Here is a 16099-nt window from a genome sequence, read left to right on the forward strand (position 1 = left end):
AAGAATGGAGTTATGGTAATGAGACTTCAAAAAAATTATTTAGCATTTGATATAGGAGGTACATATTTAAAATACGCTTTAATAAATAGCGCAGGTACCATAATAGAAAGAAACAAAATACCTACCCCTAAGCAAGGATTAGAATATTTTAAGCTTGAAATAGAATTGATTATTCAAAAGTATCAAGAACAAATTAAAGGAATTGCCTTTAGTTGTCCAGGTAAGATTGATCAAAATAATAAAACGATTCATTTTGGTGGATCTTTACCATTTCTAGATGGTGTCCAGTTAACAAAAGCATTAAAAATAAGAGAGGATGTTCCTATTAGTATAGAAAATGATGGGAAATCTGCAGCTTTAGCTGAAATGTGGCTAGGTCAATTAAAGGATGTTTCTGAGGGAGCTGCAATTGTGCTAGGTACTGGTATTGGTGGGGGGATTATTATTAATGGTAAATTAATACAAGGAAGTCATTTCCAAGCTGGTGAATTAAGTTTTATGTTAAATGATAACGCTTCCGGAAATGAAAAGTTATTTGGTTATAATAGTTCTGCTGTCCGCATGATACAGTCAATTGCCAGGGAACTCCAATTGAAAAATATTGATGATGGGCCTGCTGTTTTTGAGGCAATTAAAGCAGGAAATCCAGTGGCATGCAAGATATTTAATGATTATTGTCGAAATATAGCTGTTTTAATTTTTAATATTCAGTCCGTTATAGATCTAAAACGTTTTGTCATTTGTGGGGGAATTAGTGAACAAACTTTAGTTGTTGACCAAATTAACTCTCAATATGATCAAATTTTGGATGAGATACCATTGGCAAAACAAACATTAACTCGTCCGGAAATATGTAACAGTGCATTCCATAATGATGCCAACTTATATGGCGCACTGTATCGTTTACTGTTAGATATAGACAATAAAAATAAATTAGGAAGTGAACAAAATGAAAACTAAAACATTTGCCAATCCATGGATTATTTTTATTGGCTGTTGCTTGATGTCATTTGTAGGTTTTGGTTTAGTAGTAAATACACATGGCTTGTATTTTGCTCCACTTACTGAAGAACTAGGTCTGAATAAGACAGAATTATCATTAACATTAACTTTACAAGCAATTGCCTGTGCCGTCACTTTAATATTCTCTGGTAGAATTATGTCGAAAGTTAATACCCAGTTACTATTAACTCTGTGTATATTAATGTTTGGTGGCGGATTTATACTATTTGCATTTTTTACATCTATAGTTCCCTTTTTGATTGTGTGGACATTAATTGGAATTGCACAAGCATTCGCTTTAGTAGTTGCGATACCTGTGCTGCTAGGAAATTGGTTTGAAAAGAAATTAGGACTTGTAATGGGAGTAGCATTAGGAGTTTCTGGCTTAGGTGGAGCATTTTTTAATCCAATGATTAGCAGTATTATAATCAATAATGGTTGGAGAACGGCTACAATTGTTTCAGGCATTTTAATTTTAGTTTGTATTTTACCATTTACTTTATTTGTTTTTCGTAGTGCTCCAAATGCGGAAAAGGGTGAACTCCCTTATGGAAGAGAACGTAACACTCTTGATAATAAAAAGGTCGTAGAAGAGGTAGTACTTGGAATAACTGCAAAAGAGGCTTATCGTACTTCATCCTTTTATTTTTATTTAATCACCATGTTTTCATTGTCGATGGTTGGCGGGATTGTACAACATGTTTCTGGCCATATAGTAAATGAAGGTTTTAATCTAACTGTAGGTGCCAGTGTTGTATCAGCAATAATGCTAGGAGCAGCTGCTGGTAAATTTTTAATAGGGATTTTATTAGATATTTTCCATGCGAATTTGGTAATTAGTTTATATGCGATATTTGGTATTGTAGGATGGGGAGGACTTATTTGGTTTTCCAGTGAAGTATCACTAGTTGGTAGTGGATTTTTATTAGGTTTAGGTCAAGGTATTTCTTTAGTAGCCATCCCTTATTTTGTAAGAAAAACATTTGGAGCTAAAGAATATAGTCAAATTTATTCTATCATAGCAATGGTAGGTTCATTTGCTTCTGCAATATCAGCAACTTTAGGAGGAGTATTTTTTGATAAATTGGGAAGTTATCACCTTCCAATAAGTACAAATCTTGTATTTTATTTAATTGCCGCCTTATGCATTTTAACTGCATATGCTCATAAAAAAAAGATTAATTCTGATACAAATGAAATTAGAGAAGAAAAACTGGTTTGAAGTCAGTTTACTAGGATATTAAACTGACCTAGTGAAACTAGAGGAAGTGAAAACAGCCATAATAAGATCTAATGGTTTTCCCTAGTTAAAATTAGTTCATTATGGGCATAAAAAGTGATCTTGATACTTTTACATGAGTTCTGCGGGCGATTTTTTAGTAGATATCTCAAATAAAGCGCAAGTCCTTTTTACAGGAAGTGCCCCGTTTAAATTAACATGTTAATACTCTTGAATTAGTTTTTCATTATAACGATAAATAAATACATCTATTTTGAAAAAACACCATGTTAGCCAGCGTAGTAAACTGATTACAGGGAAACCTAGAACAATGGTAAAAGCATAGAAAGAGAGAGGAAATCCACTCGAGTAAGTACCACCCATAAGAACGGGTGGTACTTCACTTTTATCCTTTTCTACTAGAAGAAATATTGGAACCTTCGAAAAATAGCGTTGAAAGCAGAAAAATAATAATAAAACGGGCAATAGGACATTACTGATATGGACATTAAATAATCCCATTGTGTCTGCACTATTCCCTTGAAAGTTGTCAAGCCGATTTGTAAGGTGTATAAAATCTCGTCATTTATGTATAGCGATGGTCCTAATAAATCGTTTAAGTTTATATGATTACGGAGAGAAAGGCGTAATTGGCAACTACGCCTAATCCTATGCTTAATCTTCATCCATTATCTTTAGTTTGGGAGAGTACATACGGAATAATTTAATGTATAATAGTACACCAATAAAAGAAAAAACTACAATTAAACTAAAGATGCCCATAGGTGGTGTAAAACTGGCTAGAAAGACGGTTAACGGGGCCATTGCTTTTCCTAGAGAATTTTGTAAGCTATCGGCCGCAAGGTATTGACCTCTGGCATGTTCAGGTGCATAGTGGCTAACAAAACTTTGGGTTACAGGTGTACGCACAATTTCTCCAAAAGTGAAGATAACCGTTACAAAGAATAAGTACCAGATGTTATTATTTATTCCTACTAGAAAAGTGCCTATTCCTGCTAAAAGTGATGAAAGAATGAATATATTCCGTTCTTGCCAATTCTTAAACCAGTTCGTGACAGGAAGAATAAATAAGACAAATAAGAGGCCATTTAAGCCAACAAGCCATCCGTAAATTTCATTGCTGGATAATAGGAGTGAATTACTATTCCATGTGAAGAGTGGCTGAGTTGGTATATTATTTATGATATATACCGGCAAATATAGGTCAAGCTGCATTATTGGGAATAAAGAGAAAACTCCTGCCACTACATATACCATAAAAATTTTATCTCTAAAGATTATGGTGTATCCATTCCACCTTTCTTTAAAAGAATGCTTAAGAGGGCTTGTCAAATCAAGTTCCTTTTTAGAGTTAGGTAATGTTTCATAAGTGATATAATAAATCGCCAATAAATATAGGAATAAAACTAATGCACAGGTCCAAAGAAGTTCTTGACGATAGTGGAAGAAGAAAATGGCTCCGATGACCGGACCAAGTACAGCACCAATATTATTGACTGTCATGAAAGCCGCAAATACCTGACGAAGATTCCTTTCAGGCACCAAGTCTGCAACCATTGCCGAACTTGCAGGTCGGTAGAGTGCAGAACCTAAACCAATTCCGATAAATGCAATATAATCTATCCATGGTGATGTAGATAGGGCAAACATGACAAACATCAGCATTTGAAGAAATGTGCCAAGAAGCATAACGGGCCGCCGTCCTAGAGAGTCAGCAAAATTTCCTCCAAACAAGCTCCCAATTATACTTAGTAGAGGTGGCAGAGCCATTAGTAAACCTGCAATCTGAAAGCCTAGTATTTCGCCAAAATAAACGGTGATAAAGGGGAAGTACATCCAAAAAAGCAGGTTAAAAAGGCCTTCTCCAATAAGCCGAACTTTTAAGTTCTTATCCCAAATAAATTTTCCCATAGTAATCTTCCTTTCGGCTAACGCTAATATGTGATGCCTAGGCCTAGGTATTTATAATATAGGTGATATTTTCAAAAAGATATAGACTTATATTGAGTTATGAATTATAATAATATTATGAGAAGCGAGAATAGTATGTCTTATTTGAGATGTCCCTAAAAAAGAACATACGTTTCGTTAAATGAATAATTAATATGTAAGCTAAAGATTATGTCTGATCTTTAGCTTTTTTAATTTAACAATTGGTATTGGAAGATATGTTAGGTAACTTTTTTCACGATGGAGTTTGAGGCTTATATAACTATCACAGAAAAAATTGAACTAGTGATAGGAAATGGATGCTAGGAGGAAAAATCTATGAAGGACAAGAAAAAAGCTTTAATTATAGTCGATGTGCAAAAAGCATTTGATAATAAGAAATGGGGAGAGCGAAACAACCTTAATGCAGAAGTAAACATAAGCAAGATACTACAATTCTGGAGAGAAAAAGGATGGTTAGTAATACATATACAGCATACTTCTGATAATCCTGATTCAGTATTTCATCCTAACAATGAAGGATTCGCTATAAAGGAAATCGTCGCACCCATTGATAAAGAAGTAATAATAAATAAGAAAGTAAACAGTAGCTTTATTGGTACAAATTTAGAAGACTTTTTAATAGCTAATGAAGTAACAACAGTTGTAATCACTGGTTTAACGACACCTCATTGTGTATCTACCACGACAAGGATGAGTGGTAATTTAGGTTTTGATACATATTTGATTTCAGATGCAACAGCTGCTTTTGGTATGAAGGACCAAGATGGTACATATTATGATGCAGCTGCTATCCATAATATATCTCTAGCTACATTGCACGAAGAATTTGCCACAATACTTACAACAGATAAATTGCTAAACGAGTTTTTTTAATACGCTTACGGCACTAAACGGCTTTCCTGTATTAAATAAAGAAATTCTTTTATCATAAACGTAGGAGAATAATTCAGTAAGATCAGTTACAGAGTAAAACTATCTTATTACCTCTACATAAAAAGTAAATTATTGTATAATATATTTTGGAATGAAAAAACACAATTCGGTTGGTAGTCCGAATGCATTAAAAAATTTAATGTCAGTAGCCTTCCCCTCCTCGGGATGTCCATCGTTCTAGTATAAATGGAGGAGGGACCTATAATGAAACTAACCATTTATTATGATGGTCAATTTTATATAGGGCTTATAGAAATTGTGTCTGAAAATAAACTTAAAGCCTGCCGATATATTTTCGGTAAAGAACCAAAAGATCAGGAAGTATTAGATTTTGTGAACAGAAAATTATTAAGGGTAATTGAATCTAATCAACAAATAGGGATACCTATTTGTCAGAAATCACAAAAGAAAATTAATCCTAAAAGAATTCAAAGAAAAGTCTCAAAAGAATTAAAGCAATGCTCTGTTTCTTCTAAAGCACAAGAAGCCATCAAGGCTGAATATGAACAACGGAAGAAAGCAAAATCAGCTAAAAATAAACAGCTAAGAGAAGAAAAAAAGACGTATATTAGAAATTGTAAGGTTCAAAAGGCTAAAAATAAACATAAAGGCAGGTAACATAATTTCTATTTTTTGCAGACAACTAATGTTGTCTGTTTTTATTTATATTTGTCTGTAAAGAGTTTTGGAAAAGAAGGAAGCAGAAGCATAACATTCTTGTTTAGGTAGTATGTATATCAATGTCAATAATGCAGAAATAATCAAAATAACTACGGAAAGGAAAATGTTTATGAAGAATTTTCTTGTTGATTTAATGATTTGGCGGTGTTTTTTATGCTGCTCGGTCCATTAGAAAAGTACATGTTAGATGAATTAATAAAAATCGGATGTAATATTTAGAATAATGAGTATAGTAAGTCTTGACTAGTATAAAATGAATGTTTAAGCTTTTATAGGAGGGATGAAAAATGACAATATTCAATGAATTTAGAAAATTCGATTTTGCAGAATCAGGAATGAATGATGAACAAAAAGTGTTTGTCTCTGCCTTAAAGTTATTGACTGAAGGAAAAGAAGACTTAAGTATGGATTGCTTAAAAAAACTGTATATGGAGTCAAATGATCCTTCCTTACAAAGTAGCTGTGCCAAGATATTGTTCGAGCTCTATTTCATTAACTCTGAATGGAAAGAATTAGAGGTATTAGGCCTCTTGGAAGATGAAAGCATTGATAAAAGTAATCGGATCATTGCAAAAGCTTTAAGACAGTTTGAACAGGCAACCTTCTCCTTTTCTAATGACAAAATCTGTATTCCAATGAAACGCAGCATATCTGGTTCACCAACCATTGATGTAATGATTAATGGAAGGAAGAAATGCTTTTGGTTAGATACAGGAGCGGGGATGACAGTAATTTCTGATTCTATAGTGAAAGAATGTGGCATGGCCCTTATAGAAAACGAAGACTTGGAAGTTGGCAATTCCACAAACCAAAATTTCAATTCAGATTTGGCAATCATTGATACCATTGTTATTGATGATCTGACAATTTTAAATCAGTCGACATTAGTATTAGCGAGCGATTTATTAAAGATACCAATTCCTCATTCAGCAAAAGTTATGGAGATAGACGGCATAATAGGATGGGATATCATCCAATATCTACACCTCGAGATCGATTATGGAAAAGAGAAAGTTATGATTCAGAAGCATCGACAAAAAGATGGGGAAAAGAACAATCTTTTCTTTTGTGGATACCCGATAATAAAAGTAAAAGGGAAGAACCAAGTTCCTTTGTATTTTGGCTTAGATACAGGTGCAAATAAGTCTCATTTTGGAAAAACGCTTCTTTCTAAAATCGATGAACTTAAAATAGACAAAACCATTAAATATTCTGGTGGCTTAGGTGATGTAAAAGAAAGAGAAATAGATACTATCGAAACTCTCCCTGTCTACTTAGATGAAAATCAATCTATTACTTTAAAAAATGTGAGAGAGACGTTAACAGATCTTGCGACTTTTTTTAAGTTAGATGGTGTTTTTGGGATGGATATCGCTCATAATGGAAGCTTGGTGATTGATTATCCTAATAGACAATTGGAGTTGAAATATTAATAGAGAAGATTGGAGTAAATTATTACAGGATATAAGGAATTGGGGAAGTTTACTTTAAGTAAGCAATTAGTTCCTTACTTATTCAAACAAATAGAAGAACAGGATAAACGTCTAAAATCTTGACTCATGAGGAATTAGACGTTTTTTATTATTATCCTAATGTACTTAAATAGTAATCACCCTAAAAAAAAACGATGACTTATCAAACTATCAAGGCATGGGGGGAGAAGAAGGAATATACCAAACTATATAGAATAAGTAAGTTATTGGAAAAAGAATAGTAATAAAAGCAATTAAAAGTTTGATTAAAATTAGAAATGGATTATAAGGGGTTAAACAATGAAACAGTTTAAAATCAATATCAAGAAACAATACTGGCTAGGATCAACTGATTCAGAAGAGGATCTATGCTCTCATGGAGAAATATATTTAAAGGTTAATGACACCGTTATTACTCAATCCGGAATAGATGAAGAATGGGGGATTAGTGAATCGGCATTAGCTTTGTTACGAACATTAGATAATAATTATCTTTGTGCTCCCGAGGAGGATGAAGGGTTAATTCTCCATGGATGTGGTTTACTATTGATGACGAGTTGTCCTATTTCCATTCATTGGACAGTAAAACATTGTGGGGATGACGTATTTCTTTCAGATTTTGTTAAGTTTACTAGTACCGACAATCAATCAGGCAGCATCTACTATCCCGATTTAAAGGTTAAGCTTAGTAGAAACGAATATAAATTTCAAGTTTGTCAATTTGCGATAGAGGCAAGGGAATTCTTTCGTTCTTCAAAAGAGAAACGAATTTCTGATGACTTTGATAAAAACATGTATGATGAGTTTTGGAGTGAATATAATCAATTGTTAAATAGCAATTTACCAGACTAAACGTAAAACGATATTATTAACATCTATTAATAGTGATTTTGAAAATGAGATGTATTGGAGGAATTAAAAATGAATGGGATTGCTAAAACTCCTAAACTTCCTTATTATGCGGTTATCTTTTCTTCCCAGCGAACGGAAGGCGATAAAGGTTACGGAAAAATGGCAGAAAAAATGGTAGAGTTAGCTTCACAGCAGAAAGGCTTCTTAGGTGTAGAAAGTGCACGTGATGAGGGATTGGGCATTACTGTTTCCTATTGGGATTCCTTAGAGGCAATAAAGAATTGGAAGGAAAACTCCGTCCATCTTGCTGCGCAGAAATTAGGAAAAAAAGAGTGGTACCAAAGCTTTGCGCTAAGAGTGTGCAAAGTAGAAAGAGATAACTTTTACGAAATGTAATAAAGCTAGTCTTTTAGCTAATCATTAATAGCAACGTCTGTTTGCGGAAAATGATTCTTTCATTAGAGGAACAAAAATTTTGATGATGAGTTTGAACTAAGCTATGGAAAAAGTGAGGTAACTTTTTTGATAGCAGCGTCTATTACCAGGATAAATGGTTTTGACGCTTTTTTTATTTGCTTAAAGCTTTTTTAGTCAATATCCTACAAGAACAACTAATAAAAATATGCTAAGCTATTTAAACAGAAGACAAGGGGGAGCGGTATCAGATGAGAAGGGAAGAAAGAAAAATTTGTTATGATGAAGATTTGCAAATTGAGGCCTATCGTTTTCACGGGATTATGCAAAAATTCCCCAATCACTTTCATGAATATTATGTTATTGGGTTTATCGAGAGTGGTCAAAGAAAATTGACATGCAGAAATAAAGATTATGTTATTAATAGTGGAGATCTTATCTTTTTTAATCCTTTTGATAATCATGCTTGTGAACAAATGGATGATGAGCCCTTAGATTATCGTTGTTTAAATATTACGCCAGAAGTAATGCGAAAAGTAGTTGAAGAAATCACTGGTAAAGACTATCTGCCTTCCTTTAAAGGTCCAGTCGCCTTCCGTAGTGAACATGCAGAATTATTACAGCGGCTGCATCAAATGATCATGGCTGAGTTAGGAGATCTGGAGAAAGAAGAAACTTTTTATTTCTTAATGGAACAATTGATTGAAGAATATAGTGCAATAGAGAAAAACATTAAATTGGATAAGATGGCCAAGGAAATATCAAAAGTTTGTGAATTTATTGAAAGGCACTATGTTGATCCGATTTCTCTTGATGATTTGGTGGCGGTATGCAATATGAATAAATACACCTTATTACGTTCATTTGCGCGAATTCGCGGAATTACACCTTATCGATATTTACAGACAGTGCGTATCAACAAAGCAAAGAAGCTATTAGAACAAGGGATGAAACCAACCGATGTAGCTGCTCAGACTGGTTTTGTGGATCAAAGCCATTTCAGCCATTATTTTATGGACTTTATTGGATTAACGCCTGGACAATACCGAAATATATATATAGATAGTGTAAATTAAATCGTTTCAACTAGAAGGAAAGAGTGGCGAACAAGATGAAGTTTGGACATATTTCAGCAATGATCACGATATTGATTTGGGGGACAACATACATATCTACAAAAATATTATTAACTGATTTTACTCCCATTGAGGTATTATTTTTTCGTTTTGTTATTGGAATTGTAGCCTTGAGCATCATTTATCCATATCGACTAAAAATGAAAAATAGAAAGCATCATTATTTATTTTTACTTGCGGGGTTATGTGGGGTAACACTTTATTACCTCTTAGAAAATATTGCCTTGACCTTTACTACTGCCTCTAATGTAGGAGTAATAAGTGCGATGGTGCCATTTTTCACTGCTATTCTCACTTATTATTATTTGAAAAGTGAACCCTTGCGATTAAATTTCTTCATTGGTTTTATTCTAGCTTTAATAGGAATTTTTCTCATCAGCTTTAATGGCACTGCCAATTTTAAAGTAAATCCATTAGGTGATTTACTTGCTGTTGCAGCAACTCTTATATGGGCTATCTATTCTGTTATTACGAAGAAAATTAGTAGTTATGGATATAATACGATTCAAGCTACAAGGCGGATTTTTTTATACGGTATTTTATTTATGATCCCTGCTTTATATTTGTTTGACTTTAAACTAGGAATCGAACGTTTTGCCCAGCCGATCTACTTATTTAACATCATTTTTCTAGGGTTAGGCGCATCGGCACTTTGTTTTGTTTCTTGGAATTTAGCCATTAAAAAATTAGGGGCAATTAAAGCAAGTGTATATATCTATCTTGTTCCCGTAATTACTGTTATCACGGCGATGATAGTCTTAAAGGAACCTCTAACTTGGATGGCAGCTCTTGGCACCTTGCTGACTCTAACTGGCCTTTTCGTTTCCGAAACTAAAATAATTACTAAGAAAAAAAAGGATTTGGTAAGTAGTTATTAGATGGATATACTGGCAAGTGAGATAGATTGCTTATTTATAAGAGAGGCTCTTTATAAAATGAGACTGTAAGCTATTATTCTAGAAAACGAACTCTTAAATTTTAAAAAAGATTGACTCTTTTCAAATGGGATTATATAATGTAGACAAATCTAATAAATATAATTAGACATGTGACTGGTAATGCAGGCAGGATCTATAAATGACGAATATTTTTTATTTGTCATTTTAGGTCCTGCCTTTTTGTGTTTTAAACCAGTTACATTCATCATTTGAAAAAAGGAGGAATGAAGGATGGATTACAAACAGACAGCTGCTTTAGTGTTAGAGAATGTCGGTGGAAATGAAAACGTTTCCCATTTTGAGCATTGTTCAACACGATTACGGTTTACTTTAAATGATAATAGCAAAGTAAATGTAGAAAAATTAAAAAGCATTCCAGGTGTAATGGCTGTAAAAATGAACGTGCAATGCCAGGTTGTCATTGGAAATGAAGTAGTAGAAGTATATGATGAGGTTATGAAACTCTTAGGAAAAAATATGGAATCTACAAGTACTGCTAGTAAACCAAAACAAAAGCAAAAAATTGGAAGCGTTATATTAGACTTTATCGTGGGTGTGTTTCAGCCACTAGTTCCAGCAATAGCTGGCGGCGGAATCCTAAAGTCGGTTTTATTGTTATTATCGGTTACGGGGTTAATGGATTCGACAGGACAGACCTATCAAATTTTAAACATGATAGGGGACGCACCGTTATATTTTCTTCCTTTACTGGTAGCAGTTACAACTGCTAATAAGCTGAAAGTTAATACGCTTGTTGCTCTTTCAGCAGTAGGAGCGCTGGTACTGCCAAATATGGCAGCCATGATTGGAGAAGGAGCGCAGCTTTTCAGTTTTAATATAGAGAATATTGCATACACTTATCAAGTTTTTCCAGCAATTTTAACGGTTCTTTTTTATGCACAGATAGAAAAGTTATTTACAAAGATTTCTCCAAAACCAATTAGAATCTTTTTTGTTCCGATGATGTCACTCTTAATTACTGTTCCAATTGCATTATTAGTTTTGGGACCAATTGGTTTTACATTCGGACAAGGGGTGTCTGCAGTCATTCTTTTTATTTTTGATAAAGTAGGCTGGATTGCAGTAGCACTATTGGCAGCTGTATTGCCGTTTATGGTTGCAACAGGTATGCATAAAGCAATGGTCCCTTATGCGGTTACAACTATGAGTGAACTTGGAAAAGAGCTCCTTTATTTACCAGCTTCTCTTGCACACAATATTGCAGAGAGCGGAGCTTGTTTTGCAGTTGCTTTACGAACAAAAGATAAAATATTGAAATCAACAGCTATTTCTGCAGGGATCTCCGCTCTTTTTGGAATTACTGAGCCTGCATTATATGGCGTAACTGTCCAAAATAAAAAGGTATTAGGCAGTGTAATGATTGGTGCTTTTGTAGGAGGTATTTACATTGGTATTTCTGGTTTACAGTCATTCGTTCTTGTTGGGCCAGGGTTAGCAAGCTTATCAATGTTTATTTCTGACGAATTACCAAAAAATATTATTAATGCTATTATCGGCTTGGTTATTTCGTTTCTAGTTGCATTTGTTTCTGCCTTATTATTAGGCAAAGATAAACAAATGGATAAAAAGACTCCAGAAGAACAACAAGAGAATGGGATTAAAAAAACATTAAAAGGCGAAAGTGAATTTAAAAGCCCATTGATTGGACAAATGATTGATTTATCGGATGTAAATGATGATGTTTTTTCTTCTAAAGTTATGGGAGATGGCATCGCTGTAATTCCTTCCATAGGAGAGCTATATGCCCCGGCTGATGGCAAAATCGAAATGATTTTTGAAACGAATCATGCATTGGGAATGACAACTGACAAAGGGGCTCAGATTCTTTTCCATGTTGGTCTTGATACGGTCGAGTTAGCTGGGAAGTATTTTGAACCTCAAGTTAAAGTTGGAGATGAAGTAAAAACTGGAGATCTATTATTGAAATTTGATCTAGATAGAATCAGAGAAAAGTTTGATCCAGTCACAGTTGCCATTATTACAAATAAGGAAGCTTACTCCGTCAAAGTTGCGGATATAAAGCAGGTTGAACCCGAAGATACATTGATGTATATATCACCGTTATTAGAAAACTAAAAATGAGGAGATGGTTATGATGAATAAAGGTTTTCCAGAGGGATTTTATTGGGGTGGAGCAACAGCCGCAAATCAAATTGAAGGCGCTTGGAGAGAAGATGGTAAAGGTATAAGCACTCTAGATATGTATACAGGTGGGTCGCTTCACCAAAAGAGACGAATAACACTAGAACTAGATCCTAGTGAACGATATCCAACACATGAAGCAATTGATTTCTACCATCATTATAAGGAAGATATTAAATTGCTGGCTGAACTTGGATTGAAAATGTTCCGCTTGTCAATAAATTGGACAAGAATTTTTCCTAATGGAGATGAGTTAGAGCCGAATGAAGCTGGGCTGAAATTTTATGATAGTGTATTTGAAGAATTACAGAAATATGGGATAGAACCACTTGTAACTATTGCCCATTATGAATTTCCTTTCCATTTATCTAAAACCATAAATGGCTGGGCAAGCAGAGAAATGATTGATCATTATCTTCGCTACGCAGAAGTATTATTCAAACGTTATAAAAATGTCGTGAAGTATTGGATTCCATTTAACGAAATCAATTGTTTAACCCTTGCCCAAAAGGCATATCAAGCAGGCGGAATAATTTATGATGAGACTGGAGCGCTAATTAATTTGACAAAGGATAACGCTCAACTGCGCTTCCAAGCATTACATCATCAATTTGTCGCAAATGCTCTTGCTGTGAAGAAGGGAAGAGAGATAAATCCCGATTTCCAATTTGGTTCTATGATTACACACTTAACATTTTATCCATTAACATGTAACCCAGCAGATATTATTCTTGCAACTAGAGAAATGCAGATGAAAGTTTATTATTGCGCAGATATACTGCATAGAGGATATTACCCATCTTATGCAGATCACTACTTTAAACAAGAAGGAATTGTCATTCAAAAGGAAGCTGGGGATGACGAATTATTAAAAGAAAATACGGTAGATTATTGTTCATTTAGTTACTATATGTCTGTCTGCGTTAGTGCTGATCCAAATCAAGAACAAACAGGTGGAAATCTCCTTGGTGGGGTAAAAAATCCTTACTTAGTTGAAAGTGAATGGAAGTGGCAGATAGATCCAATTGGGTTGCGCTACACACTCCATACTTTGAATGATAGATATCAAGTTCCATTAATGATTGTAGAGAATGGACTGGGAGCATCAGATGAATTGGATGAAAATGGAGAGATTCATGACGACTATCGAATTGATTACTTCAAAAGCCACTTAAAAGAAATGAAACAAGCAATTGATGAAGGAGTTCCTCTTATTGCTTACAATAGCTGGGCTTGTATTGATTCCGTTTCACTTGGTACAGGAGAAATGAAGAAGAGATATGGATTTATATATGTAGATAAACAAGATGATGGAACTGGAACAATGAAACGGATCAAGAAAAAATCTTTTGATTGGTATAAACAAGTCATTGAAACTAACGGTACAAACATATAAGCAAGTCAGGGTCTGCATATGCAGACCCTTTATGTGGAAAGAGGGAGTTATTCTATAAAGCATTTGAGAATACAAGCAGATCAACAACTAATCATCGCGCTCACTTCTTAAATGGTCAAAAAACTTAAATATCTAAAGGGGATTGAAAGTAATGGAAGACAATTGGATTAATGAATCAAACTTACTAATGGAAGGTGACTAAGGTGATAAAAATAAAAAAAGTCCTAAATTCAAGCGTAGTATTAGTAGAAAATGCGCAAAAGAAAGAATATATTCTTTTAGGCAGTGGAATCGGTTATGGAAAAAAAGTTGGTAGTGTGATTGAAGAAAACAAAGCTGATCAAATGTTTATACCGGTTGAAAATGTTAAAGTGAAGGAGTTTCTAAGTTTATTAGATGCGATGCCATCTATATTTATTGAACTGACTCAGCAAATAGTCAATTATGCAGAGCGTAAATTGAATACGAAGCTCAATACGGGTATTTACTTTACATTAATGGATCATTTGCATTTTGCTGTGGAACGATATAAAAAGAATATCAATATCACCAATCGTGTATATTGGGAAATTAAAAATTATTATACAGAAGAATTCGAAATAGGAGTTCACGCATTAAAGTTGTTGAATGAAAAGCTAAATATAGAGATGCCAATTGAAGAAGCAGCAAATATAGCATTCCATTTAGTAAATGCCCAAGGAGAAAAACAAGAATCCAAAGATGCAATGAAGACAGCCAGAATGATTGGGAGCATCGTTAACCTTGTTCGCTATACGTTGAACATCAATAGTGATGAGAAAAATGTACATTATATTCGGTTTATAACCCATGTTAAATTTTTTGTAGAACGTTTCTATAGTGATAGCATGCTTGAAGACAAAGATAATGTGCTTTTTGACCAGATTGCCAGCCTGTATCCTCAGGCTATGGATGGTGCATTTAAAATTAAGGAATATATCAAACAAGTGTATGATACAACCATTCCTAATGAGGAATTAGCATATCTTGCTGTCCATATCCACAGATTAATTTCATATAATCAGCTTAAATAACAAAAGGCGAGGTTGCCTCCTCGTCCTGCTTAATAGATAGACGAGGGATTATAATATATATAAAGGACTCTTCCTTTTTAAAAGAAGGGTCCTTTATTAATGATACTACAAATTGAGAAAACTAAAAATATAGAGGTTATTAACTAGAGAAAACTGTAGATTCATATACGGATTCATTATAATGTAAATTATCTCTTTGTAACCTTTTAAGGTTGTAGTAAACACATTTTATTTTGTTAAATGATAACTAGTATCAAGTAAATTATAGATATCATCTTTAGGGTATGGGCTGTCAAGTACGATAGAAATCCAGTGTTCCTTATTCATATGGTATGCCGGCAAGATACCCTCTTCTTTCCGAAGTTGATTTTTTAATTCAGGTTCACATTTTACATTTAAGACATCTACTACTTCTTCTCCTGATAATCCTAGTTTGTTTTTAGGAACATTCATCATTAAACCATACCATTTACCCTGATTATCATGTCTTAACACAGCATAGTTTTGGAATTTTTTCCATGGATACTCTGGATTTGTACCATACTTTTCTTTTGCATAAGAAAAAATTTCTTTTCTTGTTGTCATAAAGTTTCGTTCCTTTCTTTATCCTCTTTTATTAGATTATGGATAGCAAATTCACCGTATTTATTTTCCATTCAAGGAATGATTGTATGGCTGATATCGATTGTGCCAGGGTTTGTAATGTATAAGCAAATAATAGAAATAAACATTATAAAGTGACTTATGCTGTACATCACCTTCTTTATGGCGTTATTGCTTATAATGACAGGTTTGATACATTGGGCTGTCAATTCTATGTGATAATGTCGTTGTATGGCTGTTACAAAATTCAATCTTTATAACCGG

Annotated in this window: 15 protein-coding genes; 12 read left to right on the forward strand and 3 right to left on the reverse strand. The window is 33.8% G+C overall.

The genetic code is table 11. The features are described from left to right. Positions 1–18: 18 nt before the first annotated feature. Together NSQ89_RS02495 and NSQ89_RS02500 are read left to right on the forward strand one after the other, a co-directional pair. Positions 19–960 carry an ROK family protein gene (locus NSQ89_RS02495; RefSeq protein ID WP_341132195.1) on the forward strand — a complete coding sequence of 314 codons (942 nt, stop codon included), beginning with the start codon at positions 19–21 and terminating at the stop codon, positions 958–960. Beyond that, a complete protein-coding gene (locus NSQ89_RS02500; protein ID WP_144581480.1) occupies positions 950–2224 on the forward strand; it encodes an MFS transporter in 1275 nt (424 codons plus the stop codon). Before NSQ89_RS02495 ends, NSQ89_RS02500 begins: the two co-directional genes overlap by 11 nt. A 219-nt stretch (positions 2225–2443) precedes the next feature. Here the strand turns inward: NSQ89_RS02500 and NSQ89_RS02505 are convergent, their stop codons facing one another. After that, positions 2444–2743, reverse strand: coding sequence for a hypothetical protein (locus NSQ89_RS02505; RefSeq protein WP_341132196.1), 300 nt, complete (start codon positions 2741–2743; stop codon positions 2444–2446). 153 nt (positions 2744–2896) lie between these two features. After that, positions 2897–4153, reverse strand: a complete 1257-nt coding sequence (locus NSQ89_RS02510; RefSeq protein WP_179290048.1) for an MDR family MFS transporter — start codon at positions 4151–4153, stop codon at positions 2897–2899. Positions 4154–4510: 357 nt separating this feature from the next. Between NSQ89_RS02510 and NSQ89_RS02515 the strand changes: the two genes are divergently transcribed. From NSQ89_RS02515 to NSQ89_RS02560, 10 genes are all read left to right on the forward strand, one after another. Beyond that, positions 4511–5068 carry an isochorismatase family protein gene (locus NSQ89_RS02515; protein WP_144581481.1) on the forward strand — a complete coding sequence of 186 codons (558 nt, stop codon included), beginning with the start codon at positions 4511–4513 and terminating at the stop codon, positions 5066–5068. A gap of 264 nt (positions 5069–5332) precedes the next feature. Continuing rightward, entirely contained in the window at positions 5333–5746 is a 414-nt protein-coding gene (locus NSQ89_RS02520) for a YjdF family protein (protein WP_123259047.1), read from the forward strand. A gap of 350 nt (positions 5747–6096) precedes the next feature. Then, complete coding sequence (locus NSQ89_RS02525; RefSeq protein ID WP_341132197.1) at positions 6097–7242, forward strand: aspartyl protease family protein; 1146 nt, start codon at positions 6097–6099, stop codon at positions 7240–7242. Between the two features lie 339 nt (positions 7243–7581). After that, positions 7582–8133, forward strand: coding sequence for a hypothetical protein (locus NSQ89_RS02530; RefSeq protein ID WP_341132198.1), 552 nt, complete (start codon positions 7582–7584; stop codon positions 8131–8133). Positions 8134–8202: 69 nt separating this feature from the next. Then, positions 8203–8529 (forward strand): antibiotic biosynthesis monooxygenase, encoded by a 327-nt coding sequence (locus NSQ89_RS02535; RefSeq protein ID WP_144581484.1) that lies wholly within the window; start codon positions 8203–8205, stop codon positions 8527–8529. Between the two features lie 269 nt (positions 8530–8798). Beyond that, the gene (locus NSQ89_RS02540) at positions 8799–9623 is read left to right on the forward strand and encodes an AraC family ligand binding domain-containing protein (protein ID WP_144581485.1); all 825 of its coding nucleotides are present in this window, start codon (positions 8799–8801) and stop codon (positions 9621–9623) included. Between the two features lie 35 nt (positions 9624–9658). Further along, on the forward strand, positions 9659–10561 hold the full coding sequence (locus tag NSQ89_RS02545) for an EamA family transporter (RefSeq protein WP_144581503.1): 903 nt from the start codon (positions 9659–9661) through the stop codon (positions 10559–10561). Between the two features lie 291 nt (positions 10562–10852). Further along, entirely contained in the window at positions 10853–12718 is a 1866-nt protein-coding gene (locus NSQ89_RS02550) for a beta-glucoside-specific PTS transporter subunit IIABC (RefSeq protein WP_341132199.1), read from the forward strand. 10 nt (positions 12719–12728) lie between these two features. Then, on the forward strand, positions 12729–14180 hold the full coding sequence (locus NSQ89_RS02555) for a glycoside hydrolase family 1 protein (RefSeq protein WP_445668955.1): 1452 nt from the start codon (positions 12729–12731) through the stop codon (positions 14178–14180). A 203-nt stretch (positions 14181–14383) separates the two neighbouring features. Further along, positions 14384–15232 (forward strand): PRD domain-containing protein, encoded by an 849-nt coding sequence (locus NSQ89_RS02560; protein WP_095258726.1) that lies wholly within the window; start codon positions 14384–14386, stop codon positions 15230–15232. 228 nt (positions 15233–15460) lie between these two features. On the opposite strand, the gene NSQ89_RS02565 is transcribed toward NSQ89_RS02560, so the two are convergent. Then, complete coding sequence (locus NSQ89_RS02565) at positions 15461–15817, reverse strand: MmcQ/YjbR family DNA-binding protein (RefSeq protein ID WP_095258727.1); 357 nt, start codon at positions 15815–15817, stop codon at positions 15461–15463. Positions 15818–16099: the final 282 nt, after the last annotated feature.

The sequence above is a fragment of the Niallia sp. FSL R7-0648 genome (assembly GCF_038007005.1).
Taxonomy (GTDB): Bacteria; Bacillota; Bacilli; order Bacillales; family Cytobacillaceae; genus Niallia; species Niallia circulans.

Excerpts from the sequence above, each read along its gene's own strand:
- NSQ89_RS02505 (WP_341132196.1), bottom strand. The coding sequence starts at position 2,743 with ATGGGATTATTTAATGTCCATATCAGTAATGTCCTATTGCCCGTTTTA.
- NSQ89_RS02540 (WP_144581485.1), top strand. The coding sequence starts at position 8,799 with ATGAGAAGGGAAGAAAGAAAAATTTGTTATGATGAAGATTTGCAAATT.
- NSQ89_RS02545 (WP_144581503.1), top strand. The coding sequence starts at position 9,659 with ATGAAGTTTGGACATATTTCAGCAATGATCACGATATTGATTTGGGGG.
- NSQ89_RS02525 (WP_341132197.1), top strand. The coding sequence starts at position 6,097 with ATGACAATATTCAATGAATTTAGAAAATTCGATTTTGCAGAATCAGGA.
- NSQ89_RS02510 (WP_179290048.1), bottom strand. The coding sequence starts at position 4,153 with ATGGGAAAATTTATTTGGGATAAGAACTTAAAAGTTCGGCTTATTGGA.
- NSQ89_RS02550 (WP_341132199.1), top strand. The coding sequence starts at position 10,853 with ATGGATTACAAACAGACAGCTGCTTTAGTGTTAGAGAATGTCGGTGGA.
- NSQ89_RS02535 (WP_144581484.1), top strand. The coding sequence starts at position 8,203 with ATGAATGGGATTGCTAAAACTCCTAAACTTCCTTATTATGCGGTTATC.
- NSQ89_RS02555 (WP_445668955.1), top strand. The coding sequence starts at position 12,729 with ATGGTTATGATGAATAAAGGTTTTCCAGAGGGATTTTATTGGGGTGGA.
- NSQ89_RS02520 (WP_123259047.1), top strand. The coding sequence starts at position 5,333 with ATGAAACTAACCATTTATTATGATGGTCAATTTTATATAGGGCTTATA.
- NSQ89_RS02495 (WP_341132195.1), top strand. The coding sequence starts at position 19 with ATGAGACTTCAAAAAAATTATTTAGCATTTGATATAGGAGGTACATAT.
- NSQ89_RS02500 (WP_144581480.1), top strand. The coding sequence starts at position 950 with ATGAAAACTAAAACATTTGCCAATCCATGGATTATTTTTATTGGCTGT.
- NSQ89_RS02530 (WP_341132198.1), top strand. The coding sequence starts at position 7,582 with ATGAAACAGTTTAAAATCAATATCAAGAAACAATACTGGCTAGGATCA.
- NSQ89_RS02565 (WP_095258727.1), bottom strand. The coding sequence starts at position 15,817 with ATGACAACAAGAAAAGAAATTTTTTCTTATGCAAAAGAAAAGTATGGT.
- NSQ89_RS02515 (WP_144581481.1), top strand. The coding sequence starts at position 4,511 with ATGAAGGACAAGAAAAAAGCTTTAATTATAGTCGATGTGCAAAAAGCA.